At 55.6% G+C, this 25,784-nt stretch carries 23 protein-coding genes; 11 read left to right on the plus strand and 12 right to left on the minus strand.

What is annotated here, in order from left to right; all coding sequences use genetic code 11:
* Positions 1-51: 51 nt before the first annotated feature.
* Positions 52-2,892 (minus strand): isoleucine--tRNA ligase, encoded by a 2,841-nt coding sequence (gene ileS, locus AUP42_RS01390; RefSeq protein WP_062948162.1) that lies wholly within the window; start codon positions 2,890-2,892, stop codon positions 52-54.
* Between the two features lie 103 nt (positions 2,893-2,995).
* Positions 2,996-3,952, minus strand: coding sequence for a bifunctional riboflavin kinase/FAD synthetase (locus AUP42_RS01395; protein ID WP_062948492.1), 957 nt, complete (start codon positions 3,950-3,952; stop codon positions 2,996-2,998).
* A 339-nt stretch (positions 3,953-4,291) separates the two neighbouring features.
* Here AUP42_RS01395 and AUP42_RS01400 point away from each other — a divergent pair, with 339 nt between their 5' ends.
* Positions 4,292-5,509, plus strand: coding sequence for an MFS transporter (locus tag AUP42_RS01400; RefSeq protein WP_197468232.1), 1,218 nt, complete (start codon positions 4,292-4,294; stop codon positions 5,507-5,509).
* A gap of 101 nt (positions 5,510-5,610) precedes the next feature.
* Here the strand turns inward: AUP42_RS01400 and AUP42_RS01405 are convergent, their stop codons facing one another.
* On the minus strand, positions 5,611-6,045 hold the full coding sequence (locus AUP42_RS01405) for a MaoC family dehydratase (RefSeq protein ID WP_082824642.1): 435 nt from the start codon (positions 6,043-6,045) through the stop codon (positions 5,611-5,613).
* A 242-nt stretch (positions 6,046-6,287) separates the two neighbouring features.
* Here AUP42_RS01405 and AUP42_RS01410 point away from each other — a divergent pair, with 242 nt between their 5' ends.
* A complete protein-coding gene (locus AUP42_RS01410) occupies positions 6,288-7,079 on the plus strand; it encodes a class I SAM-dependent methyltransferase (protein WP_062948168.1) in 792 nt (263 codons plus the stop codon).
* A gap of 12 nt (positions 7,080-7,091) precedes the next feature.
* Here AUP42_RS01410 and AUP42_RS01415 read toward each other — a convergent pair whose 3' ends face one another.
* Positions 7,092-7,988, minus strand: coding sequence for a sterol desaturase family protein (locus AUP42_RS01415; protein ID WP_231858118.1), 897 nt, complete (start codon positions 7,986-7,988; stop codon positions 7,092-7,094).
* Between the two features lie 103 nt (positions 7,989-8,091).
* On the opposite strand from AUP42_RS01415, the gene AUP42_RS01420 reads away from it, so the two are divergent.
* From AUP42_RS01420 to AUP42_RS01435, 5 genes are all read left to right on the plus strand, one after another.
* Positions 8,092-9,120, plus strand: coding sequence for a M23 family metallopeptidase (locus AUP42_RS01420; RefSeq protein ID WP_062948170.1), 1,029 nt, complete (start codon positions 8,092-8,094; stop codon positions 9,118-9,120).
* A gap of 191 nt (positions 9,121-9,311) precedes the next feature.
* Positions 9,312-11,735: a bifunctional diguanylate cyclase/phosphodiesterase gene (locus AUP42_RS01425; protein ID WP_062948172.1), complete on the plus strand. Its 2,424-nt coding sequence runs from the start codon at positions 9,312-9,314 to the stop codon at positions 11,733-11,735.
* Between the two features lie 223 nt (positions 11,736-11,958).
* Positions 11,959-12,081 (plus strand): hypothetical protein, encoded by a 123-nt coding sequence (locus AUP42_RS21955; RefSeq protein WP_256376265.1) that lies wholly within the window; start codon positions 11,959-11,961, stop codon positions 12,079-12,081.
* A gap of 198 nt (positions 12,082-12,279) precedes the next feature.
* A complete protein-coding gene (locus AUP42_RS01430; protein ID WP_062948496.1) occupies positions 12,280-12,606 on the plus strand; it encodes a hypothetical protein in 327 nt (108 codons plus the stop codon).
* 80 nt (positions 12,607-12,686) lie between these two features.
* Positions 12,687-13,550, plus strand: a complete 864-nt coding sequence (locus tag AUP42_RS01435; protein ID WP_062948174.1) for an NUDIX hydrolase — start codon at positions 12,687-12,689, stop codon at positions 13,548-13,550.
* Positions 13,551-13,594: 44 nt separating this feature from the next.
* Here AUP42_RS01435 and AUP42_RS01440 read toward each other — a convergent pair whose 3' ends face one another.
* From AUP42_RS01440 to AUP42_RS01450, 3 genes are all read right to left on the minus strand, one after another.
* The gene (locus tag AUP42_RS01440; protein WP_062948176.1) at positions 13,595-14,074 is read right to left on the minus strand and encodes a hypothetical protein; all 480 of its coding nucleotides are present in this window, start codon (positions 14,072-14,074) and stop codon (positions 13,595-13,597) included.
* A gap of 119 nt (positions 14,075-14,193) precedes the next feature.
* Positions 14,194-14,655, minus strand: coding sequence for a hypothetical protein (locus AUP42_RS01445; protein WP_062948178.1), 462 nt, complete (start codon positions 14,653-14,655; stop codon positions 14,194-14,196).
* Between the two features lie 136 nt (positions 14,656-14,791).
* Positions 14,792-15,454, minus strand: coding sequence for an NnrU family protein (locus tag AUP42_RS01450; RefSeq protein ID WP_062948180.1), 663 nt, complete (start codon positions 15,452-15,454; stop codon positions 14,792-14,794).
* Positions 15,455-15,678: 224 nt separating this feature from the next.
* On the opposite strand from AUP42_RS01450, the gene AUP42_RS01455 reads away from it, so the two are divergent.
* Positions 15,679-16,119, plus strand: a complete 441-nt coding sequence (locus tag AUP42_RS01455; protein WP_062948182.1) for a GcrA family cell cycle regulator — start codon at positions 15,679-15,681, stop codon at positions 16,117-16,119.
* Positions 16,120-16,216: 97 nt separating this feature from the next.
* On the opposite strand, the gene AUP42_RS01460 is transcribed toward AUP42_RS01455, so the two are convergent.
* Complete coding sequence (locus tag AUP42_RS01460) at positions 16,217-18,199, minus strand: bifunctional 2',3'-cyclic-nucleotide 2'-phosphodiesterase/3'-nucleotidase (RefSeq protein WP_062948184.1); 1,983 nt, start codon at positions 18,197-18,199, stop codon at positions 16,217-16,219.
* Between the two features lie 168 nt (positions 18,200-18,367).
* Positions 18,368-19,654 (minus strand): MFS transporter, encoded by a 1,287-nt coding sequence (locus AUP42_RS01465; protein WP_097052071.1) that lies wholly within the window; start codon positions 19,652-19,654, stop codon positions 18,368-18,370.
* 138 nt (positions 19,655-19,792) lie between these two features.
* Between AUP42_RS01465 and AUP42_RS01470 the strand changes: the two genes are divergently transcribed.
* The 3 genes from AUP42_RS01470 (at position 19,793) to AUP42_RS01480 (ending at position 22,116) form a co-directional block, all read left to right on the plus strand.
* The gene (locus AUP42_RS01470; protein WP_062948186.1) at positions 19,793-20,584 is read left to right on the plus strand and encodes an AraC family transcriptional regulator; all 792 of its coding nucleotides are present in this window, start codon (positions 19,793-19,795) and stop codon (positions 20,582-20,584) included.
* 29 nt (positions 20,585-20,613) lie between these two features.
* Positions 20,614-20,973, plus strand: a complete 360-nt coding sequence (locus tag AUP42_RS01475; RefSeq protein ID WP_062948188.1) for a GFA family protein — start codon at positions 20,614-20,616, stop codon at positions 20,971-20,973.
* Between the two features lie 219 nt (positions 20,974-21,192).
* Positions 21,193-22,116: a DMT family transporter gene (locus AUP42_RS01480; protein WP_062948500.1), complete on the plus strand. Its 924-nt coding sequence runs from the start codon at positions 21,193-21,195 to the stop codon at positions 22,114-22,116.
* Positions 22,117-22,162: 46 nt separating this feature from the next.
* Here AUP42_RS01480 and AUP42_RS01485 read toward each other — a convergent pair whose 3' ends face one another.
* From AUP42_RS01485 to AUP42_RS01495, 3 genes are all read right to left on the minus strand, one after another.
* Positions 22,163-23,053: a ketopantoate reductase family protein gene (locus AUP42_RS01485; protein ID WP_062948190.1), complete on the minus strand. Its 891-nt coding sequence runs from the start codon at positions 23,051-23,053 to the stop codon at positions 22,163-22,165.
* Positions 23,054-23,134: 81 nt separating this feature from the next.
* Positions 23,135-24,358, minus strand: coding sequence for a CaiB/BaiF CoA transferase family protein (locus AUP42_RS01490; protein ID WP_062948192.1), 1,224 nt, complete (start codon positions 24,356-24,358; stop codon positions 23,135-23,137).
* 75 nt (positions 24,359-24,433) lie between these two features.
* A complete protein-coding gene (locus AUP42_RS01495; protein ID WP_062948194.1) occupies positions 24,434-25,624 on the minus strand; it encodes an acyl-CoA dehydrogenase in 1,191 nt (396 codons plus the stop codon).
* Positions 25,625-25,784 lie beyond the last annotated feature (160 nt).

Genomic DNA, 25,784 nt, shown 5'->3' on the forward strand with positions numbered 1-25,784 from the left:
GCCTGAACAAGGTCTTCCGGATGGAAAGACCCGGACCGGAAAAGGGCCGCCTTATTCGGTGGCCTCAATCCCCATTTCATCTACGGCATCGGCACAGCGCAGGCACACGGTTTTGTGCACCGGATGGCTGCCAACTTCGGGCAGGGTCTGCCAGCAACGTTCGCATTTCTCGCCCTCGGCCAATGCCGGAACCACACCAACGCCTGCGACTTCCTCGAGGGTATAGGCCCCTTCGGGCGCATCGCCAGTGATCAGTTCGACATCAGATGTGATGGCGATTTCGGCAAGATTAAGGCCGTTAAGCGCTTCGACATATTCCGTCGTCGCATAGACCTTTGGCGCGGCATCAAGGCTGGCGCCAATACGTTTTTCCGCACGTTCAAGTTCCAGTGCCCCGGTCACGACACGGCGCAGTTTGCGGATTTTTTCCCACTTGGCAGCCAGTGCCTCGTTCTTCCAGCCATCCGAAACCGTGTTGAAGGTTTCGGAATGGACCGAACTGTCAGCACCATACCGTGCGCGCCATGCCTCGTCCGCGGTAAAGCACAGAACCGGTGCCAGCCAGCGCACCAGACTGTCAAATACGCGATCCATAACCGTACGTGCCGCACGGCGTTTGGCGCTGCTTGGCGCGTCGCAATAAAGCGCGTCCTTACGGATATCAAGGTAGAAGGCCGACATATCAAGCGCGCAGAAGTTATGCAGCTCGATAAACATCGTATGGAAATCATAATCTGCCGTGGTTTTACGCACCAGATCGTCAAGCTTGCTCAGACGATGCAGGACCCAGCGTTCCAGTTCCGGCAATTCGCTGTCCGCAACCTTTTCCGCCTCGGTAAAGCCGTCAAGGTTGCCCAGCAGGAAGCGCAGCGTGTTGCGCAGGCGGCGATAGATGTCAGAATGACGTTCGATGATCTCGTGGCTGATGCGCAGGTCATCGTGATAGTCCGAACTGACCACCCAAAGACGCAGGATATCTGCACCCAGTTTGTTGATGACCTCCTGCGGTGCAATGATGTTGCCAAGCGACTTGGACATCTTGCGGCCTTCGCCGTCCAGAACGAAACCATGTGTCAGGACCGCGTCATACGGCGCACGACCGCGCGTTCCGCACGATTCAAGCAATGAACTATGGAACCAGCCGCGATGCTGATCCGACCCTTCAAGATAAAGGTCGGCCGGCCATTTAAGGTCCTGGCGTTCTTCAAGCACGAAGGCATGGGTCGAACCGGAATCAAACCAGACGTCAAGAACGTCGGTGACCTGTTCGAAATCCTTGGCATCATATTTGTCACCAAGGAAATATTGCGCATCGCGGGTGAACCACGCGTCGGCACCTTCGGCACAGAATGCTTCGTAGACGCGGTCAAGTACACCCTGATCACGGAGCGGTTCACGGGTATTTTTATTGATGAACACCGTAATCGGCACACCCCACGCACGCTGGCGCGAAACGCACCAGTCCGGGCGGTTGGCAATCATCGAATGCAGACGGTTGCGACCGGCTTCCGGTACAAAGCGGGTTTCATCAATCGCCTTAAGTGCCTTTTCACGCAGGTCATTATCCTTCATGGAAATGAACCATTGCGGTGTGGTGCGATAGATGATCGGAGCCTTGGACCGCCACGAGCACGGATAAGAGTGTTTCAGACGCCCACGCGACAACAGCGCGCCAACCTCAACCAGCTTGGCAATGACCGCCTCATTGGCATCGGCTTCCTTGCCGTTTTCATCATAGATGCGTTTGCCGGCAAACAGCGGCACGGTCGGGTAATAAGCCCCGTCGCCATCCACCATTTCCGGCACTTCAAGACCATATTTCAGACCGGTCTGGTAATCGTCCGGGCCGTGCGTCGGCGCGGTATGGACAAAGCCGGTACCGGTATCGGTCGTGACATAATCCGCGGCCAGAAGCGGCACATCAAATTCATAACCCTCACCGCGGAACGGATGGGCGGCAACGGTGCCTTCAAGGTCGGAACCCTTGAAATTGCCAACGACCTTGTGCCCGGTGATGCGGCCGTTTTTGCAAACGTCTTCGACCAGATCGGCACAGATCGCCATTTTCTCGCCGACCTTGGCCCAGGCTTCCTCGGCGGTTTCGGTCACTTCGATCACGACATAGTCGATCTCGGCCCCATACGAAATCGCGCGGTTCCCCGGGATCGTCCATGGGGTCGTCGTCCAGATCAGGATCGTCGCATCGGAAAGGGCTTCGACCCTGGATGAAACAACCGGGAACCGGACATGGATCGTTTTGCTGGTATGGTCGTGATATTCGACTTCGGCCTCGGCCAACGCGGTCTTTTCAACCACCGACCACATGACCGGCTTCGAGCCCATATAGAGCGAGCCGTTCATCAGGAATTTGCCAAGTTCACGGGCAATCGATGCCTCGGCCTTGTAATCCATGGTGACATAGGGATTGTCCCAGTCGCCCATCACGCCAAGACGTTTGAATTCCTCGCGCTGGATATCAAGCCATTTCTGGGCGAACTCGCGGCATTCCTTGCGGAATTCGGCGATGGGAACATCATCCTTGTTCTTGCCCTTGGCACGGTACTGTTCTTCGATCTTCCATTCGATCGGAAGGCCGTGGCAATCCCAGCCCGGAACATAAACCGCGTTCTTGCCCATCATCTGCTGCGAACGGGTGATCACGTCTTTCAGGATCTTGTTGAGTGCATGACCAATATGCAGGTGGCCGTTGGCATAGGGCGGGCCATCATGCAGGACAAACATTTCACGATCCGCCGAAATACCGCGAATTTTGCCATAGAGGTCCTCTTTCGCCCACTGTTCCAGCAGGGTCGGCTCCATCTTTGGCAAACCCGCCCGCATCGGAAAATCGGTCTTGGGCAGGATAACGGTCTTTTTATATTCGACACTCATCGTGACGGTCCTGTCGTCTTTAAACAAATTACAAGGGCGAACCCCCGGTGATACTGGCTGCCCCCGTAAAGGCGCGCGGATCATAACGGGTTCGACAACAATTTCAAATCTTGCCGAGAATCTCTTTGGCGGCAATCACATCCGCAGCGATCTGGGCTTTCAGTGCGTCAAGCCCGTCGAACTTCTGTTCGCCCCGGATAAAGCCGTGCAAACGCACGCGAACGCGACGGCCATAGATGTCCTGATCGAAATCGAACAGGTGGGCTTCAAGCCCGGCATCCGCATCCCCGCCAAAGCTGGGGCGCACACCAATATTTGCGACTCCGTCGATCCAGCGTTCGACGGTTTCATCATTTTCTTCCGATATCAGGCCAAGCTCGACGGCATAAACACCGAATTTCGGACGCAGATGATTGCCAAGTGCGACATTGGCGGTCGGAAAACCAATCGTGCGGCCGCGCTGATCGCCCTTGATCACCACACCGGCAACTTCCCACGGGCGCCCCAGCAAATGGGTCGCATCCTGCGGGCGGCCTTCACGCAATGCCTGCCGGATCGCGGTCGAGGAATAGATGATCCCGTTATCATGCGTAACCGCCTCGATCGCCGTCACCCCGAAACCGGATTTTTCGCCGATTTCACGCAGCAGATCGACATTTCCCGCCCGGCCCTTGCCAAAGCAGAAGTCCCAACCGACAACGACATGGCGCACACCAAGTCCATTCACCAGAATGCGTTCGATAAACTCTTCGGCGCTCATCGCGGCAAAATCGCGATTAAACTCGGCTTCGAAAAACAGATCGATATCCAGATCGGACGCCGCCGTAATCCGGTCATCGGCCGATGTCAGACGGAATTCGGGTTCGCCTGCGCGGAACAGCATCCGGGGATGAGGTTCGAACGTCAGAATGCCCAGCGGTGCATTGAGATCGCGAGCGATCTTGCGCGCATGATCAAGCAACGTCTGATGGCCCAGATGAAGGCCGTCAAAATTGCCAATCGCAACAACCGCGCCACGCGCGTCATTACCCAGATTGTCAAAAGATCGAAAAACGCGCATCCGCGCCGGTCTCTCTTTTTTGCTCGTCATCATGCCGGCAGATCGCATATCCGCACAGTCCAGCGGGCAGCTATAAAGCGCGCAAGCCCGAAGCGTAAAGACTTTTCCGACAAAAAGCGTCTGGCTGCTGCTATGCGCCCGGATCATTGTGGTCGCAGATTTTTAAAAAATCGCGCTGTTTTACCCCTTGACCTCAACTTTACTTCAGGATGCAGGATCATTGTCACGCCCCCCGACAAAGGGGTTTCAACCAATACCGGTAAGCGATCAGAACCTTTTGCACCACCACACGGAACCCCGGCCTGCCTCGCGCCAATCAACCCGATCGGAGACTGCCCTGTGACTGACCAGCCCCAAACACGCCAGCAAGATATGCCAACCGAAACACCAAACCTTTCGATCCGGATCACCATGCTGCTTCTGGCGTCGCTGACGATCATGTCGGGCGCGCTGATCGCGACATCGCTTCCGGGGATCGAAGCGCGGTTTGCCAATCATGAAAATGTCGTGATGCTCAGCCGCCTTGTCCTGACACTGCCCGGCCTGTTCGTTGCCATCGGTGCGCCCTTTGCCGGGGCAATTGCGGATCGGATCGGGCGCAAACCGCTGCTTCTGGTGTCGCTTCTGCTCTATGGAACCGCCGGTGCATCGGGCCTGTTTGCCGACAGCCTGTCTGGCCTTCTGATCGGTCGGGCGTTGCTTGGTCTTGCGGTTGCGGGAACCATGACCACCGCCACCGCCCTTGTCGGCGACTATTTCAGCGGTGATATGCGCGACCGCTTCATGGGATATCAGGTTGCCTTCACCGGGCTTGGCGGGCTGGTTTTTATTGCCGGCGGCGGTGTTTTGACCGAACTGCACTGGCGCAGCCCCTTTGCGGTCTATGCCATTGCCTTCCTGCTGATCCCGGCGGTTCTGAAAGTATTGTATGAACCCGAACCGGTCCGGCACGAACCTGGACACGTTCCCGCAGATGATGTCACCCGGCGCGATATTCTGCTGGTCGCATTATTCTGCCTGATCGCCGCCCTTAACAGCACGGCCTTCTACCTGATCCCGACCCAGATGCCGTTCTATATCGAGAAACTCGGTATTGCGCCCGCCAGCGGCACCGGTCTTGCCATGGGCCTATTGCCACTGGCATCGGCCATCGCATCACTTAATTACGGACGTCTGCGGCGTCACTTCACCATCCCGGCCCTGTTTGCCATTGGTTTTGGCATTATGGCAGTGGGCATGAACCTGATCGCCCTGACCCAGGATTATTTCGGCATTGCCGGTTCCATCGGATTGACCGGGTTGGGATTGGGCATGGTGATTTCGAACATGATGGCCGGTGCCATGGCGGTGGCCCCACCATCCATCCGTGGTCGCGTTGCCGGGGTGCTTACTGCCAGCATCTTTATCGGCCAGTTTCTATCCCCGCTGATCAGTCAGCCATGGGTGGATGCGTTTGGATACCGCGCGATCTATCACGATATGGGCATGCTTGTCGGATGTTTCGCCGTGGTCGGACTGCTGACCGCCATCAGACGCCGGATCAGCGTCACCGCCTAGGGCAAAGCTCCACCCCGCCCCCGTGCCGATGGGGTTTCCTGATCCGGATGCTGGCGCGATGTCCGTCGCGCCAGCTTTTCTCTGCGGGTGTCTTCCTGTTGTCAGGCTGCGGCGCGCGATGGCACCATCACCATCGCCTCGCCCGCGATCACGCATTTATCGCCAACATAACAGTTGGTTTCCAGAACCACCCGACGCTTGGGCGCGATGATCTCGCGCACCGTAACCTTTGCGGTCACAGTTTCGCCAATACGGACCGGTGCCTTGAACTGCAAATTCTGCGACAGGTAAATCGTGCCCGGCCCCGGAAGACGCGTACCCAGCACGGTTGAAATGAAACCGGCTGACAACATGCCATGCGCAATGCGGCCTTCAAACATCGTGGTTTCGGCAAATTCCTGATTAAGATGAACCGGGTTGGTATCGCCGGACAATCCGGCAAACATCACGATATCGGTTTCCGTCACGGTTTTGGCGTAACTTCCGACCATGCCGATCTCGATATCTTCAAGATACAGCCCTTCCAGTCCGTTCATCTCTCTCATTTCCTGACTTTCCTTGCCTGTTTCTGATCGCTGCGTCTGACTTCTGATTTATTTTTGCGCCGCAGCATTCGCAATATTATTTCGCGTTTTCTTTTTTCGGCAATGGGTAATTGGTTGAACAGGGTAATTTCACAGGCTTGCCATATCCGGCGGAACTGCCCAAATGGGGACTTCCGTCCTGCACCGTCACGGTGCAAACTGCCCCTCAGAACAACAAATTGCGGAAAACGTCCATGAATGCGACCACTGCCGACATCTATGAAATCGCCATGGGCCGATGGAGCCGCCGCCTGTCGCGCAGCTTCCTTGATTTTGTTGCGGCACCCTCCTGCGGTTCGCTGATTGATGTCGGCTGCGGTACCGGCAGCCTCACACTCGCCGCCGCCACGCGGTACCCAAAGGCACGCATTGTCGGGGTCGATCTGATCCCGGATTACCTGTCCGAAGCGTTGCTTAGCGCCGCACCCAATGTCAGCTTTGAAACCGGTGATGCCAGCAACCTGCCCTTTGGCGATGACAGTTTCGACACCGCCTTTTCGCAATTGCTGTTAAACGATCTGGAAGGTCCGGCGGGTGCTGTTTCGGAAATGGTTCGCGTCACCAAACCGGGCGGGCGGATTGCAGCAAGTGTCTGGGATCGTGCTGGGGGATTATCCTTCATCCGCCTGTTTCTCGATGCCGCGGCCGTGATCGCCTATCCGGCAGGCGATGAATTGCGCAGCAGGATTTTCGACATCCCCTATCAAAGCGAAGACGCCCTGTTTGATCTTTGGTCCGATGCCGGTTTGCGTGATGTCGATACCGCAACCCTGTCGATCCGCATGGATTTTCTGGATTTCGAGGATTACTGGCAGTCGCTTCTGGGTGCGCACAGCCTGATCCGTGATTTCTTTACCGGCCTTGATCCCGAATTGGCCCTGCAGCTGCGCACCGCTACCGAACGGTCCTATCTGGGGGGCAAGGATGATGGTCGCCGTTCGCTGGTGGCATCCGCCATGGTTGTGCGCGGTATCGTCGAGGAATAAGCGACGATTACATCAAGACCGGCGAAACGGCATCCATAATACCGACCAAAGGCTTTGACTGCGTTTGTCGCGAAATTCCTCAAGTCCGATCTGCATGTCATGATCATTGGTCTTGGTATGGTCGACATAACTGACAAACAGCCGGTCCCAAACCGACAGGATATTTCCGTAATTGCTGTTGGTTTCGCGCATCAGGCTGGAATGATGCACCCGATGCATATCGGGCGTTACAATCAATCGGCGCAATAACCGGTCAAACCCGCCGGGCAAATGAACATTGCCGTGATTAAACAGCGCAAATCCGCTTAGCATGCTTTCATAAATCACCACCGCCCACGGATCAGCCCCCAGCAGGATCACAAAAGCCGATTTATAAATCGCTGATGCGACAATTTCGAACGGATGAAACCGCACCGCGGTCGAGACATCAAATTCGATATCGCAATGATGCACCCTGTGGAACCGCCAGAAAACCGGCACGATATGCGTCAGGCGGTGCTGCCAGTAAACCGCGCAATCAAGTGCGACGATTGCAATCAGGCCACTCAGCCACCCGGGTAGGCTCATCAATTCCTCGGCCTGATTGATCACGCCCCAGCCCTGCTGTCCGGCCAGAATGGCCGCGGCAATCATCGCGGCCCCGATGGTGAAACGGGTTAATGCAGCCCCCATCAACAGCAAACCAAAATTGGTCAGCCACCGCCCCGGGTTGCGCAGCCCACCCGCCGGACGATAAGGCATGAACGCCTCCCACATTGCCATCACGACAAGGATGGCGGCAAAGATAACCAGTCTTAAAAGCCCGGCCTGTTGATCCATCATGTTCCTGCCAAATACCAGGGTGGTGACGACGATTGTGTCTTTATGGTCATAGTCGATGATATTGAAACAATACAGTACCTTGCCCATCGCAAGTCCATCACCATTATGTTAGATGAAGGATGTGTGACGAAGCAGTCCTGTCAAAAGCGGTTTCAAAACCAACGACACAGGGCACCGGCAGGAGGATTTGATGGGGCAGGCGACAGGACGTATTGCGGCAGGTTTATTCGGGGTCCTTATCCTCGTGCCGTTCGCGACCATCGCCCGTGCGGATGGCCCGCCCTTTGATCTGCCCGTCGATTGCCCCTATGGCCAGTGTGATGTGGTCCATTATGTCGACCATGATCCCGGCCCCGAAATCCGTGATTTTGCCTGTGGCACTACCACCTATGAAGGTCATCGCGGCACCGATTTTTCCATTCCCGACGAGGCCACCATGATTGGCGGGGTTGCAGTCAATGCGGTTGCCGCCGGCACGGTGATTGCCACCCGTGACGGGGTCGAGGATATCGACGCCGGCCGACTGGTCGGGGATTCGCTTAAGGGAATTGAATGCGGCAACGGCATTCTGATCAACCATGAAGACGGCTGGCAAAGCCAGTATTGCCATCTGCGCCGCGGATCACTTGCGGTAAAAAAGGGCGATACGGTCGAACGCGGCCAGACAATCGGGCTGATCGGCATGTCCGGACAGGCCACCTTCCCGCATCTGCATTTCAACCTGCGCAAGGATAACCAGCTGATCGATCCGTTCAGCGGCACGCCAATGGGCGCTGTCGCCCCGCAGGATTGCAATGCCAATAACGCCGTTCTATGGACCGAGGCCGCGCAGGAACAGATGTCCTATCGCGCCATAACACTTTATGCGTCAGGATTTTCGTCAGCCAAACCCAATGCAACCGATATCAAGCGCGGCTATGGCAAAAGCAGCGAACTGCCCGCCTCAAGCCCCGGCCTGTTTTTCTGGGCCTATCTGATTGGGGCGGCCAATGGCGATGTCATCCGCCTGCGTATGGATGGCCCGAACGGCATCGGCGGCCATCGTGATTTCACCATCAATGTCGAAAATGATAACGGCCCGCGCGCCAAGTGGTTTTACGTCAATATCAACCGCCCCGGTGATCGCTGGCCCGCAGGAGCCTATCGCGGTGAGGTAACCTTTACCCGGCCTGGGCAACCGGCCCGGGAAATCGGCATTACCGACCTCACCATTCGCTAGGCGGAACGTTTAATTCATTTGTCTTCAAGTCTGGTTGCGCGTGCGCTTCGTACCTATGTTTCATGGTAGCATTTTAAAAAATGCATGCTCGACAGGTTCATGATCGTGATAACCAGAATTACATTAGATAATCTCCTTGTAAGCTGATATCTAACGATCATCCCCAAGACAGATTTCCGAACGGCGAGTGGATGTATAGAGTTCTCGATTGCCTGACCACACAGCATGACCCGTGGCTGGTTCTGATTGCCGTCCTGCTGTGCCTTGGCGGGGTGCATACGGCATTTAACCTTTATAGCCGCGCATGCGTCGGACGCCTTCAGCAAAAACTGAGCTGGCTGTTCCTGACCGGTGTGGTAACCGGTTGTGCAATCTGGGCAACTCATTTCGTTGCAATGCTGGCCTACGACCCGGTTTTGCCGGTTGGCTATAATCCCGGTCTGACGATCCTGTCGCTTTTGATTGCGATTGTTGCAACCTTCATCGGCTTTACCATTCCAGGGATCGCGAAACAAAACCTTGTTCCGGCACGTCTGGTCGGTGGTCTTGTCGTTGGACTCGGTATCTCGGCAATGCATTTCACCGGGATGGCTGCAATGAGGGTTCCAGGTGTCATAAGCTGGCATATGGATATTGTCGTCGCCGCCATTCTGATGGGGGCTGCATTTGGTATGGTCACGCTGCTGATCGCGGGAAAGGCCCAGACGGGGCGTGAAAAGACCTATGGCAAAATCGGGCTGACCGTTGCCATTGTCACCATGCATTTCAGCGCCATGGGCGCATTGATCATTACTCCCGATCCAACCATCCCCGTCCCGGCACAGATCATTTCGCAAAGCAGTCTGGCGCTTGCCGTTGCCATGGTTGCCACCCTTGTCATCGGGATCGGCTTTGTCATGGCAATGATTGACCGGCAATTGCGCGAAAATGCGTCGGCGCGGATGCGCATCTTTGGCGATTCCGCGATCGAGGCGCTGGTGATGACCCAGAATGGTATTATCGTCGATGCCAATCACAGCTTCCTGAAGATGATCAAGGGCGAAACAGCAACAATATCGGGTGTCGATTTTATCGAAACATGGCTGCCTGATGCTTCTCCTGCGTTTCGCGATGGGGCCGAACATTACACCGAAACCAGTCTGGCGCTCAGTCCCGGCCATACGATACCGGTTGAAGTGATCCGCCGCGATCTGCCTGCCGACGAATTTTCCGAAGATGCGGTGATTTACGCCCTTCGCGATTTGCGCGAACGTTACGAGGCGGAACGTCATATCCGGTATCTCGCGGAACATGACGCCCTGACCAAGCTTCTGAACCGGGCCACTTTCCATGATCGTCTTGCGCTGGCACTGGAACAGTCGCGCGTCACCGGAAATCCGGTTTCGGTTCTGTGTATCGATCTTGATCATTTCAAGGAGCTGAACGACACCTACGGCCATATCGCAGGTGATCACGCGCTTCGCGAAGTCGGCGAACGGATCGGCAAACTGATCGAGGATAACGTGATTTTTGCCCGTGTCGGCGGGGATGAATTCGTTGCGCTGATCGTGCATGACAATCCCGACCCGGACAGCATGATTGCGACCGCACAGAACAAGGCACAGGCGCTTCTTGATTGTCTGAGCGTTCCCGTATTTATCAATCCCGGCAATTCGGCCCGGATCGCGGCAAGTGTCGGCATCGCGCATTTCCCTAATGATGGCGATGATATCGAAAGCATCATGTTCCACGCCGATCTGGCGATGTACCGGGTCAAGCAGGGCGGCGGCAATCATCTGGTTTTCTTCTCGCCGGAAATGGATGATGAATACCGATACAAACGTCAGCTTTCCGGTGCCCTTCGCCATGCAATGGATGAAAACGCACTCGAACTGCATTATCAGCCGCAATGCAATGCCCACAGCAGCAAGATCATAGGTTTCGAGGCATTACTGCGCTGGCATCACCCCGAACTCGGTCAGGTACCGCCATCGCGCTTCATTCCGATTGCCGAGGAAACCGGCCTGATCAATCCGCTGGGTGAATGGGTTATGCGGAAGGCCTGCGAAGAGGCCGTAACCTGGACCAACCCGCTTGGTATCGCGGTCAATCTGTCCGCAGTTCAGTTGCAGAACCTTGATCTGGCCCAGACAGTCGCCGGTATCCTTGACGAAACCGGGCTGGCTCCGGAACGGCTTGAACTGGAAATCACCGAAACCGCCCTGATCCACAATGCGTCCAGATCACGCAAAATTCTGACCGAAATCAAGGCTCTTGGCGTTCGGATCGCGATGGATGATTTCGGGACCGGCTATTCGTCACTCGCAACCCTGCAGAACTTCCCGGTCGACCGTATCAAGATCGATCAGTCATTCATCGCAAGGCTGATGGCAAGCGAACAGGCGGTGGCGATTGTCCGTGCCGTGATCAATCTGGGCCGCGACCTTAAACTCGAAGTCATCGCCGAAGGCGTCGAAACCGAGGATCAGGTCGCCTTCCTGACGGCCAATGATTGCGATGCGGTTCAGGGATACAAGTTCGGTCATCCCCGTCCGATTGCCGACTATCAAACCACCGTCAGCGGGACCGCCGTCGCGGCGCAGCATCGCAGTATCGCGGGAATCGGCAGTAACTGAGCCGGTCCGGCTTCCCGATTCTGATGTTTTTATGCAGCGCACCATCAACCTTTGGTTATTTGTGACCAAATTCGATACAGAAAAGCTGGCCTTTTCCATCAGGTTGAAAGTTTTTTGACGATTTTCAAAGGACAGCACTTGTATCGGGACCATATGCCTGCATATATTTCAACAGTGCGCCATACGGTGCATTTAAAGATACCTGTCATAAGACGGAGTAAAAATGATGAATAAGCGCAAAGCCGTTGCTATCGCCGTTGCCCGTGAACAGCAGATTGCCCGTTCGATGGAAATCCTGTTTGCTGGTACCATTCTGGCTCTGATTGCATCGCTTCTGATCCTCTGATCTTTTTTGTAACGCGCTTCGTCATTTAATCGGCCGTTAGCCATCCGGGATAACGGCCCCGAACGTTCAAGAACATCTTCATGAACAACCGCCGCCTTTTCATCGTTGCCATTACGCGAATTACCAGCCCGGTGGTCTGAGGACCCCGGGACGTGTCTTTTCGCCTTTTGGATACAATGAAAATGTGTGTGCATTGTCATGACCGATCATGCCTTTCTCGCGCCGCTTGAAAGCGCGCAGCCGACCAAATCCGTTTATTGTTTCGCCGTTCACGCCGCCGCAGAACCCGATGTGATGCCGCGTGTTCTTGAACTGTTTTCCAAACGCAATCTTGTCCCCGCCAGCTGGCATTCCACCGTCGCCGACGGCCATGCCGGTTTCAGCGAATTGCAGATCGATATCCAGATTCAGCAACTGGAAACCAAGGTTGCCGAACATATCGCCCGGTGCCTGCGTCAGATCGTGCATGTGAATACGGTTCTGACCTCGGAAAAGGGATATTCCAACTCGGCACTTGGCGCTTAGATCTTGGACGCTTAGTCTGTACGGGTCGCGGCGCTGCAATATGATCGTGTTGCAGCGCGCCCCAACCGACGGAGCCCGCCTTGACCTATCTTGACCATATCAAAGCCTGCAACAACGCCAATCCGGCACGCTATGTGCCGTTCCGCATCAACGGAATGTCGATGGGGGCGCTACGTCCGGACTTCGCCACAGCCCTTGTATCGCTGGGGTCCGACTTTGTGCGCGACGACAATGGTGAATTCTGTTTCGCGCCGCATGTCGTCAATCTTGATGAACGCAACCGCGTACTCGATACCGCGACCAGAGCACTGCGCGCCAAGGGTGTGATCCGTCGCCTCCATGGTGAACGGTTCGATATCCGCCCGACACTGGGCCATGATCCCCTATGCCAGCTTGATCGATCCGCCATGCCCTATTTCGGGTTCCGGTCCTGGGGCGTGCATATGAACGGTTATGTGCGCAAGGACAACGACATCCATATGTGGGTCGCCCATCGCGCCAAGGACAAACCGACCTATCCCGGCATGCTTGATAACATGGTCGCCGGTGGACAGCCCGCCGGTCTTGGCTTTCTGGAAAACATGATCAAGGAATGCGCCGAAGAAGCCGCCATTCCCGAAACCCTTGCCCGGAATCTGAAACCGGTCGGCACCATTTCCTATCTGTATGAAACCAACGAAGGGCTAAAACCCGATGTGATGGTCAATTACGATCTGGAACTGCCCGCCGATTTCGTCCCGCAATGTGCCGATGGCGAGGTCGAACGTTTCGAATTGCTTCCGCTGGCCGAAGTCGCCGAAATCGTACGCAAAAGTTTCGATTTCAAATTCAACTGTGCGCTGGTAATCATCGATTTCCTGATCCGCCACGGCTTCCTGACCGCCGATAACGAACCGGAATATTGCCAGCTCACGACCGGTCTTCATCGCAATATTTTTCGCTAGGGAATTTGGATTTTATCCACCCGCAAAGACGACCGGTTACCTAGTTACTGTTTGGTTGGTGGCCCACCCATAAGTGCGCCAACCGCCATCAGGGTCAGCTTGGCACGCAGTTCCGGGTCAAGCTTGTCTAGGTCTTCCTGCTTGGTGCGCATCGCGCTGAGCGCCTCGGATATCAGCTTGGCACGCTGATCATCGGCTGCGCTCGGCATCCGGCTTTTCTTTTTGCCGATCTTGGCATCGGCTTCTTCCAGTGCCTTCAGGATCGCTGTCTGCGGATCACTTGATGATTCTGTCAGGGTCTCGGCCAGGGCCTGGGCCCGGGCCTCGTCAAAGGACATGCCGCTTTCCTGATAGGCCATCGCCCGGTCTTCGATCCGGCGTGCCTGTTTGGCCTGGGCAGCGGTGCGGGCGGCCATATCGGGATCATTCAATTGCAGGGACTGCGCATCGCTATAGGCCTTCAGGGCCTCCCGTCCGCGTTTTCCAACGAAAACGCGCAGCAGCGTCTCCTTTAGCATTCCCATTCATCATTCCCGCTATGGTTTGATTGCCTTTACCGCAAGACAACCATTATGCCCCCAAAGGGTTTCAAAATCATTGCTTCAAATCCGCCGGAACGCGCCAGAACCACGATACCGGTCCGTTATATATGTTGCGCAACCCGGTCTTCTTCAATCTCAAGGATGTACCCGACCAGCGCTTCGCAATCCTCTGTGCCCAGGTGTTCAAGATCAAAGATAAAATCAACATTGTCGCGCGCCGGATCGTCGGTTTTTCCGACGATGCCGAATTTGATATATTCCGCATCAAGAGCGGCCAGCGACGATATCACATCGGCGACCCCCACCCGGTCTTCAGCCGTCAGTGACAAGCGGATCAGGACCAGAATATCGGCATCGCAATCAACCGCCTGACGGGCAATCGATTGTGCGTCGGAATTTTTCGGTGCAATATCAACGTCAAACCCGCCATCGGCAAACAGGGTTGCGACATGCTTGTGATGGGATTCTTCCGCCGAAGATGCCGTCGCCAAAAGCAATCTGGGATGTCGGCCTTCCATTTCGGCAAAACGGGCAAGATTGGTCGCAAGTTCAGGAGACGTCATAACACCTCGCAGAAATAATCTGTCCGGGGGCGGACAATTGGCAGCCCAGTATCCCAATGATATTCTGGAACTTCAAGCATTGCCGCGAGTTTTTCTGCATCGCTTCGCGCAAATGCGATATGCCCGAATTCGCTGCTCAGCCGCCCATTGTGGCTAAGGGATCAACTCCGATCACATGGGGATGAGCCCACAGGATGACGATATAAAGTCCGATCCCCAACACGATATCGCGCCAGCCAAACGCCCCCTTGGCAATTCCCGTCAGGTCAAACCGCCGAGTCCCGTCAAGGATTGCCTTATATTCCGCATCATCCATATGTCGGACGCGGATTTTTTCCATCCGCCAGAACCCCGCAATGGCAAAAACCGTCGCCCCGCCAAAGAACATGAACGCCACCAAATCGCCATTGGGCAGGATATGACCAAGCCCCCACAACATCATGCCCAAAAGCAACGGATGGCGCGTAAACCGGTTGATCCCGGGATGTGCCGGATCAAAGCCCATTTTTCGTCCGATCGACAGCGGACAGGGTTGAATAATTGCCGTTGCCCACAAAATACAGGCGGGCAGCATCAGTGTTATTGTCACGTGATTTTGCCAGATTTCGTAGGGCCAGAGCGCAATGAAGTCTGCATTCTGCACTTCATAAATCACCCATCCCAACAGGAACAGCGACGTGATCGAGAACGTTACGATATAGGCCCTATGACCGATCCTTGCCGTGATCGCGCCACGCAAAAGACCGGGCACGATATGCCCTGCCATAAAGACCACAACCGAAACGAAAAACCATGTCAAATGACGATCTCCCCTTTACATTGACGCGCTGTCATGCAAATTGCGCATCTTTCCGCGTGCGCAAAGCCGGTCGGCAAACTGGTCCGGAATGGCCCGAAATGGCTAAGACCCTTGCGCCGCGTGATATTAGCGGATACGTCTGTATCCCTGTTTGACTTCGGACAATAAGCACCTGCCTATGGATTTTCCACCGGGCAGACAAAGAAACACGGAATATACTCGAAATGAGCTGGACGCCGGAAAAGATTGAATTGCTGACCTCGCTCTGGAATCAGGGCTGGACCACAGCACGCATCGGTGAAGAACTGGGTGTTGGCAAAAACGCCGTCGTCGGCAAGGCTCACCGCCTTGGCCTGCCCAAGCGCCCCTCCCCGATCCAGCGTCGCGCCGAAGAAAGCGAGCCGAAAAAGGCCCCCGCACCCAAGGTACAAAGCAAAGGCATCAGTATCTTTGATCTGGGTGTCGGCATGTGCCGTTGGCCGTTTGGCGACCCGGGCGATGAAGATTTCCATTTCTGCGGCAAAAAAATTGTGCCCGGCAAACCCTATTGTGACGAGCATTGCGCTGCCGCTTATCTGAACGGGAAAAACCCGCGCGAAGATGGCCCGCGGAACGTTCCGGGCCGCCCGAATGCACCGCATATGTCGCACGGCGCAAAAAAATAACGGTTTTCCGCTGGTCGACCTGACCGGCCAGTAAAGCACCGAATGAAAAAGCCGCCCGTCGAAAGAGGGCGGCTTTTTCTTTTGCGATTAGGCGATCCTATTTAGACTGAAGGACATATTGGGCAAAGCCCGCCTCATCCTCGCCGACAAAGCTGATATTGTCGGGCGCATTCAGGGCCGACGATGCCTTGGGGCTCGTCACGAACGTTACCTTGGATGCCTCACCTATTGGTGCCAGGCTCCAGTTGCCATCGGCCTTCGGATCGATTTCCTGTTCCTCAAGGATGTAATTCGCCAGAACCGTTCGGTTTTCATCCGGGGCTTCGATAATGATGGTCGATCCGTCCAGTCCCGGGAAATTACCGCCGCCGCTTGCGCGGTAATTGTTGGTCGCCACAACAAAATCCTGATCATCGGCAACTGGCTTGCCATCATAGGTCAGGTTGATAATGCGGTGCGCATCCTTGTTCACCACTTCGCCCGATGCGTTATAGCGCGCGGGCTGTGTCACATCGATCTGGTAATTGACCCCGTCGATGACATCAAAGTTATAGGTCGGGAATGTCTCGTTGATCAGCGGCTGTTCTTCAGTGCTGTTCGGATCGATCTGATTGAACTGCACGGCCGACATTTCAAGCCATTCACGCACCTGCGCACCATCAAGCAGCACCGCGCGCAACGTATTGGGATAGATATAAAGATCAGCAACGTTTTTAAGCGCGATCTTGCCTTGCGGGATATCGGTGAAATATTCCGGGCCGCCACGGCCACCGGCCTTGAAGGGGGCACCGGCCGACAGGATCGGCATGCCGTCATATTCCGATCCCTTCAGGATGCGTTCCAGATACCATTTCTGCGCATTGGTCACGATCTGGATCGACGGATCATCGGCCACCAGCGCAAAGAAGCTGTTGATCGGCGTTGCTGTCGTACCGACACCTTCGCGCATATAGGCAATTGTCGCCTCATGCTCTTCTTTCACCGCCTCGATCACTTCCGGATCGGCATCGACCAGCGGCGTGATATCGCGCCCTTCGCGGTGATAGATCGGACGTGCTTCCGAAAGGCTGTCTGTCACCTTCCATTCACCGGCATCATTGACCGAAAGCGTCAGATCAATAACGCCAAGATGGCTACCCCAAAAGCCCGGCATGACGGCAGCCACACCATTGATCGTCCCCTTGGCAAGGTCAACACCATCAATATCGGCATAGGTATCGGACGGGAAAACCGTATGCGCATGGCCAAACAGGATGGCATCAATGCCGTCAACCTCACTCAGGTAAAAGGTCGCGTTTTCCTCCATGCCTTCGCGCGCCAGAGTCGACAGACCGGAATGCGGCACCGCAATCACGATATCCGCACCCTTTTCACGCATTTCCGGCACATATTTTCTGGCCATGTCGACGATGTCTTTGGTCACGACATGGCCTTCGAGATTGGCCTTGTCCCACTGCATGATCTGCGGCGGGACGAACCCGATCACGCCGACCTTTGCCTTGTGCTTTTTGCCGTCGCTATCGGTAAATTCACGATCAAGGATCACATAAGGCTGGAAATACGGTTTGTCATTTTCTGCATCAGCGTCACCGTCATCGGCAAAGACATTGGCACTGACATAGGGGAACTTGGCGCCTGAAAGACTTTTGCCAAGAAAATCGAGACCATAGTTGAATTCGTGATTGCCGATATTGGCCGCGTCATAACCCAGCAGGTTCATCGCCTTGTAGACCGGGTGGACCTCGCCCTCTTTCAGGCCGTGGCGCTTGGCCATGTAATCGCCAAGCGGGTTGCCCTGGATCAGGTCACCATTATCAATCAGAACGACATTTTCCGCTTCGCCCCGGGCATTTTTCAACAGGGTCGCGACCTTCGCCAGACCAACAGTGTCAGACTCGCCGTCGCGATAATAATCATAATTGACCAGATGCGTATGGATATCGGTGGTTTCCAGAATGCGCAGCGATACCGTGCTGTCGGCCAATGCCGTACCACTGGCAAGCGCCACGGTCAGGGATAAAACAGATCCCGCAAGGACACGACCGACAAAGGTGCGACTGATCGGACGAAAATGTGACATGTGACTGGTTCCTGTTGAAGCGATGCTCATGCTCGAATTTATTATTGTTCGTTTGGTAAGGTTTTGAAGATTTTGCGAAAATACCAAGGCAAACACAAACAAAAACACCCGCATAGGATGTGCGGGTGTTTTCAGGATTGAAATTCTGCGCCAGGACGGAACCGCTTTCTACTCCGCCGGCCGCAACATCGGCTGGTGGGATTTGTACCCCATCACCACCTCGTTCCCCGGTTCCGGATCGTGGGGCACATTCAGCGCCAGGATCAGCGAAACCGCCGCCATCGCCGCCCCTGACAGGAATACCGCCGATGGCGATATAAGCCACAACATCCCGAACGCCACCGGGATAAACACCGCGGCAATATGGTTGATCGTAAAACTGACACCGGCTGTCGATGAAATATCGGCCGGATCGGCGATCTTCTGGAAATAGGTTTTGATCGCAATCGCCATCGCAAAGAACAGATGATCGATGACATAAAGCGCCCCGGCCAGCTTGTCGTTTTCGACAAAGGCATAAGACACAAAAACAATGAACAGACCGATATATTCAAATGTCAGCGCCTTGCGTTCACCCCATTTGCCAATCAGTTTCCCGATCTTGGGTGCCAGAACCATATTGATCGCATGGTTTAACAGGAACAGAAGCGTGATGGTTGCGGCGTCATAACCAAACTTCTCGACCATCAGGAACCCGGCAAACACCGTGAAAATCTGGCGGCGCGCCCCACTCATGAAGGTCAGCGCGTAATAAAGCCAGTAACGTTTGCGCAGGATCAGCTTCTTGGTCTGCGGGTGGGCATCGGCAAATTTCGGAAACGCCATCCATGCAAATACAGCGGCGATAACCGTCAAGGCCCCGCCAAACAGATACACATACCGGTATTCAACATTCAGCAATTCCAGCATCGCCCAGACAATGCCAAACATCACCAGCGATGCGACCGATTTCGCCGAAAGCTGCCGGCCCATCACCATCGCGGTGCGTTCCTTTTTCACCCATTGCAACGACAATGCCTGCTGCATGGTTTCAAAATAATGGAACCCGATCGACATCAGAACCGTCGTGCAATAAAGCCCGACGACGGTGGGGAAATAGCCAGAAATCGCCACCCCGATGCCCAGCACCAGAAGCGAGATCAGCGCAAAGGTCTGCTCGCGCAGGATGATCAGCACAAAAATCGCGGTAAAGGCCATAAAACCCGGAATTTCACGCAACGACTGCAAAATCCCGATCTCGCGGCCGGTAAAATCCGCCATCTCGACCGAAAAGTTGTTCAAAAGCGCCATCCAGGTCGAAAATGACAGCGGCATCGCCGCCGCCATGAAAATCAGCAGCACCTCTGGGTTGCGCCATCCCTTGTGCGCAACAGCCGCACCCGACAGATCGGGATTGCCCGGTACCTCGATGGGCGCGGCGTGGGTGCTTGTTTCCGGTGGTAAATCCTTGGACATGATGTCTCCCCGCACGGAACCGGTGGCAATCGGGGCACGTGCTTTTATCTGTTTGATTGGAATGTCTTCAAACTAGCGTTGCGGCATACGTCTGTCTTGCGATAATCTGCCATCATATATTGCAAACAGGACATTCTCATGGATGGATCACGGGATATCTCGAAATATGCGCAACATTCCCGTCCCCGGCCCGATCATTTGCCCCGCCCGGTTTATGTCCGCATGAGCGACCTTCCCGCCGGTTACAGTATCGGCGCGCACAGTCACGACTGGCATCAACTGATTTTTGCCATCGAAGGTACCATGACCGTCACCACCGCGGCTGGCATCTGGGTTGTCCCACCCCAGCGTGCGGTCTGGGTGCCGCCCGGTGTTGAACATGCCGTCGCCCATGCCACCTTCACCCGTGCGCGCCATATCTATATCGATAAAAATGCGCCGGTCGATTTGCCCGATCGCTGCACCGTGCTGGAAGTAAGCCCGCTTCTGCGCGAACTGATCCGGGCCGCGACCGAAATCCCGATTGAATATGACGAAGCCGGTTCGGATGGTCGGCTGATCCGCGTGCTGCTTGATCAGCTAAAACCACCCAGAAACGATAACCTGCATCTACCCGCTCCCAAGGACGTGCGTCTGGCGCGTATTTGCGAACAGTTGCAGGCCAATCCGTCCGATAACCGGACTCTTGATGAATGGTCACGTGATTGCGGTGCGTCGTCACGCACCTTGGCCCGGCTGTTTCAACGCGAAACCGGCATGCCGTTTCGCGACTGGCGGCAAAAGCTGCGCCTGCTTTACGCGCTTGAAAAACTGGCTCATCATCGACCGGTTACCGAAGTTGCCCTTGATCTCGGCTATGAAAACACCTCGGCCTTTATTGCAATGTTTCGTAAGGCAACCGGCAAAACACCGGGTGGATATTACCGGTAACACAAAAACAACTCAGCAGGAGGAAATACATGAGCGAGAAATCATATACCGGCGGCTGCCAGTGCGGTGCCGTGCGCTATGCGGTCGACAAACTCGATCTTGACCACACCATCACCTGCAATTGTTCACGCTGCCAGAAACTTGGATCGGTCCTGGCCTTCACGCCGCGCGATAATTTCGTGCTGAAATCAGGCGAAAGCAATCTGACCGAATATCTGTTCAATGCCAGAAAGATCAGTCACCAGTTTTGCAAAACCTGCGGCATCCAAAGCTTCGCTTATGGCGAAATGCCCGACGGTGCCAAAATGGCCGCCATCAACGTCAACTGCCTTGACGATGTCGACCCGCGCAGCCTGACCCCGCATCATGTCGATGGCAAAGATCACTAATAGCCCACTCACAATCCTCATTCCCGCGAAGGCGGAAATCCAGGCGGCAGCGCAGGAACACATGACAAGTTGGTTTATCGACTATCCGCGATCCCAACATCGACCACTGAGTTTCGCTCCACCCTGATATGAAAAAAACTCAGTATTTCACACGGCTTATTCGGGTTACTGCTTGATTGGCGGGACATCCTTCCCGCGGAATGCAGGATGATCCCGAAAATGGGCAGTGTATGGTCCGGGATCGGCTTGCGGCTTGCCGCCACCGGTCTGTTTGCAGTGATGAGTTTGTTTGTGCGTCTGGCCTCGTTCGAGGCACCGGTCGGGCAAATCATGTTCTGGCGAAGCTCCGTCGCCCTGATCCCTATTGTCCTGTATCTGATGTGGCGCCGCCAGTTTCCGCGTGGCCTTCGCACCGCCCGCCCGTTCGGTCATCTTAAACGCAGCACATTCGGCCTTGTGTCGATGTTCTTTTCGTTCCTGTCGCTCGCCTATCTGCCGCTGGCCCTTGCCACCGCACTTGGCTTCCTTGCCCCACTTCTGGTGTTGCCGGTCGCGATGATCATGTTGCGCGAAAAGCCCGGCATGGCGGTCTTCACCGCGACCTTTGCCGGATTTGGTGGCGTGTTTCTGATGCTGTGGCCAACATTCTCGACACCGGGCATTGATACCGGCGTTCTGATCGGCATTGGAGCCGGTCTTGCCATGGCAGTCACCACCGCCTTTGCCAAGGTCCAGATCAAGGCCCTGACCAGTACCGAATCATCGGGCACGATTGCATTTTATTTTGCCGTGATCTGTTCGCTTGGCGGGTTGCTGACCCTGCCGTTTGGCTGGGCCGATCCATCGCCTGAAATCCTGATGTGGCTGATCGGGGCAGGGTTGACCGGGGGGCTCGCCCATATCTTCATGACCGAGGCACTAGCACGCGCCCCCGCTTCGACGCTCGCGGCATTCGAATATACCGCAATGATCTGGGCGTTGTTGCTGGATGTGACGGTGTTTGGTCTGCTGCCCGAACCGGTTTCCCTGTTTGGTGCCTTCCTGATCGTAATGGCAGCGGCCATCGTGATGTTTGGTGATCGGCTCGGTGTGCCGGTCCCCAAACCCGATATCGCCGCGGCACAGGCCAAGCAGGCGGAATAACGCGGACAATCCGGAAAATGACCGGTCGACTCACCGGATGCCGGGATCAATCCCGGCGTTCGCGCAACTTCGTCATCGCATGCAGTGCAAGATTGGTCGGTGTTGCAATGCCAAGCTCCGTCCCCTTGCGCACGATATAACCGTTCAGGAAATCGATCTCGCTGGTTTTGCCGCGCGCCAGATCCTGTGCGGTGGATGAATATTGCCCCGGCATGGTTTCGGCGATCTTTTCAATCGCGCCCCAGATGTCACCGGGCACTATCACCCCGCATCCCTTGGCAACCGCAAGGCATTCATCAACCGCATTGCGCATGACATCCCAAATACCTTCGCCCTGCACCAGCGCACCGTAGGGCATCTGCGATATTGCCGATAACGCGTTATAGGCACAGTTCAAAATCATCTTGGCCCAAAGTGCACCTTCGGCATTATCGGAAATCTCAACCGGGATATGTGCCGGGCGCAAGGTCTCGGCGACTTTTTCACTTTGCACAGACGTTCCGATCACCAGTTCGCCGCGCCCATGATGTTTGACATGCCCAGGACCTTCCATGCTGGTCGCGACATAGACCACCGTCGGGATCACCGGCATGCCGATCACGGCGGATAACCGTTCGGCATTATCAACCCCGTTCTGAAGACTCATGACGATGGTATCAGGGGTCAGAAACGGCTTGATCTGTGCCCCGGCATCGCTGGTATCGGTCGATTTGACACAGAACAGAACCAGACCTGCACCGGCAATCGCGCTGGCGTCCGAACTGGCGCTCATTTCGATATACTGCTGTGTTCCACCAAATTCCAAAAGCAGTCCGTCGCGATTGATGGCATCAACATGGGCAGGCCGCCCGATCAGGGTCACATCATGCCCGGCACGCGCCAGCATGGCCCCGTAATAACAGCCAACAGCCCCCGCCCCCATTACCGCGATTTTCATGTCCGATATCCTGCATTGAATGAATGTTGCTGCCGTTACCTTTTCATACCGGCGGGCATTCTGCCAAGCAGGAAGGTGGCATCAGATAATCCCGGCTTCCCGCAATCTGGCAATCTGCCCGTAGCTAAGGTCGGCGACCTTGCGCAGGATTTCGTCGCTATGCTGGCCCAGCATCGGCGGGGCGGTTTCACCGGCAATCGGCGTTTTGGAAAATTTGATCGGATTGGCAACCGTTGGCACCTTGCCCGCGGTTGGATGATCAAGATATCGCACCGTATCGCGATGTTTGACCTGCGGGTTATCAAACACCCGATCCAGCGTATTGATCGGGCCGCATGGCACATTGGCCGTTTCCAGAATGGCGATCCAGTCATCGGTGGTTTTCATCACCATCGCCTGACGGATTTGCGGCACCAGCGTTTCGCGGTTTGCCACCCGTGACCGGTTGGTGGCATATCGTGCGTCATCGGGAAAATGCCCGATCCCCGCGACATTGCAGAAGCTTCTGAACTGGCTGTCATTGCCGACCGCAAGGATGATGTAACCATCCGCTGTCGGGAACGCTTCATAGGGCACGATATTGGGATGCGCATTACCAAGCCGCCCCGGGGCCTTCCCGGTTGTCAGGAAATTCATCGCCTGATTGGCAAGGATCGCGGTCTGCACATCCAGCAATGCCAGATCGACATGTTGTCCCTCGCCCGTCGCATCACGGTGGCGAAGGGCGGCAAGGATGCCAATCGTCGCATAAAGCCCGGTAAAGATATCGGCAACCGCCACCCCGACCTTCATCGGCTGCCCACCCGGATCCTGATCCGGGGCACCGGTGATGCTCATAAGTCCGCCCATCGCCTGGATCATGAAATCATAACCCGGCCGGTCCTTGTACGGGCCATCCTGCCCGAAGCCGGTGATCGAACAATAAACGATCTTGGGATTGATTTCCGATAACGATGCGTAATCCAGCCGGTATTTGGCAAGCCCGCCGACCTTGAAATTCTCGATCACCACGTCGCATTCGGCGGCAAGTTTATGCAGGATTTCCTGCCCCTCGGGCTTGGTCATGTCAATCGTCAGCGATTTCTTGCCACGATTGGCCGACAGGTAATAGGCGGCCTCGCTGGTGTCGTTGCCTGCTGCGTCCTTGGCATAGGGTGGGCCCCAGCCGCGGGTATCGTCGCCTGCCCCTGGACGTTCGATCTTGATCACCTCGGCCCCCATATCGGCCAGCGTCTGGCTGGCCCAAGGCCCCGCCAATACACGCGAAAGATCAAGCACACGAAGTCCAGAAAGCGCGCTGGTCATCATTCCATCCCGGGATCGTCATCAAAAAGGAAAAAGGGCGACACCAAGGATCGGTGCCGCCCGTCATCGAAGTCCTTAGCCCTCAGCGCTAAACGCCTGAATGCCGGTCTGGGCACGGCCAAGGATCAGGGCATGCACATCATGCGTGCCTTCATAGGTATTGACCGCTTCAAGGTTCATCGCATGACGGATGACATGGAATTCATCGGCAATACCGTTGCCGCCATGCATGTCACGGGCAACACGCGCGATATCAAGCGCCTTGCCGCAGTTGTTGCGTTTCATCAGCGAAATCGCCTCAGGTGCGGCGGTTCCGGCATCCAGCATCCGGCCAAGCTGAAGCGCGCCCTGCAGACCAAGGGTGATTTCGGTCTGCATGTTCGCCAGTTTCAGCTGGATCAGCTGATTGGCGGCCAACGGACGGCCGAACTGTTTGCGATCAAGGGTATATTGACGTGCTGCATGCCAGCAGAATTCAGCAGCCCCCATCGCACCCCATGAAATGCCGTAACGTGCCTTGTTCAGGCAACCGAACGGCCCGCCAAGGCCCTTGGCATTTGGCAGCATGTTTTCCGCCGGGACAAAGACGTTATCCATAACGATCTCGCCGGTGATCGACGCACGCAGCGAAAACTTGCCTTCGATCTTTGGCGCGCTCAGACCCTTCATGCCTTTCTCAAGGATGAAACCGCGAATGACACCTTCGTCATCCTTGCCCCAGACGACAAACACATCGGCGATCGGGCTGTTGGTGATCCACATTTTCGATCCCGACAGGGTGAAACCGCCGTCGGCCTTGCGGGCGCGGGTTTTCATGCCGCCCGGATCGGAACCGTGGTCCGGCTCGGTCAGACCAAAACAGCCGACCCATTCACCGGTCGCCAGTTTCGGAAGGTATTTCTTGCGCTGTTCTTCGCTGCCATAGGCATAGATCGGATGCATCACAAGCGAGCTTTGCACCGACATCGCCGAACGATAGCCGCTATCGACACGTTCGACTTCGCGCGCGACAAGGCCATAGGCGACATGGTTGACACCCGGTCCGCCGTATTCTTCTGGGATGGTCGGGCCAAGCAGGCCAAGTTCGCCCATCTCGGTCATGATTTCGCGGTGGAAAATCTCGTGCCGGTTGGCTTCGAGAACACGGGTCTGCAGGTTTTCCTGACAATAGGCGCGCGCCGCGTCACGGATCATGCGTTCTTCTTCGCTCAGCTGATCTTCAATCAGCAGCGGGTCTTCCCAGTGAAAAGGTGCGCGGCTTGCCATCGTCCTGATCCCTTATGAAATTTTTGAAACCAAAGCAGGGATGACACCATAGAAGGGCGAGACGGCATCATCCCTGAAAGCTTATCGCTTCTGAGCTAAAGCTAGGGATTGGCAGGCAAGCTTGCAAATGATAAATCGGATATAGTTTATGCGTAAAACT

The organism is Thalassospira lucentensis (assembly GCF_001613805.1).
GTDB classification, from domain to species: domain Bacteria; phylum Pseudomonadota; class Alphaproteobacteria; order Rhodospirillales; family Thalassospiraceae; genus Thalassospira; species Thalassospira lucentensis_A.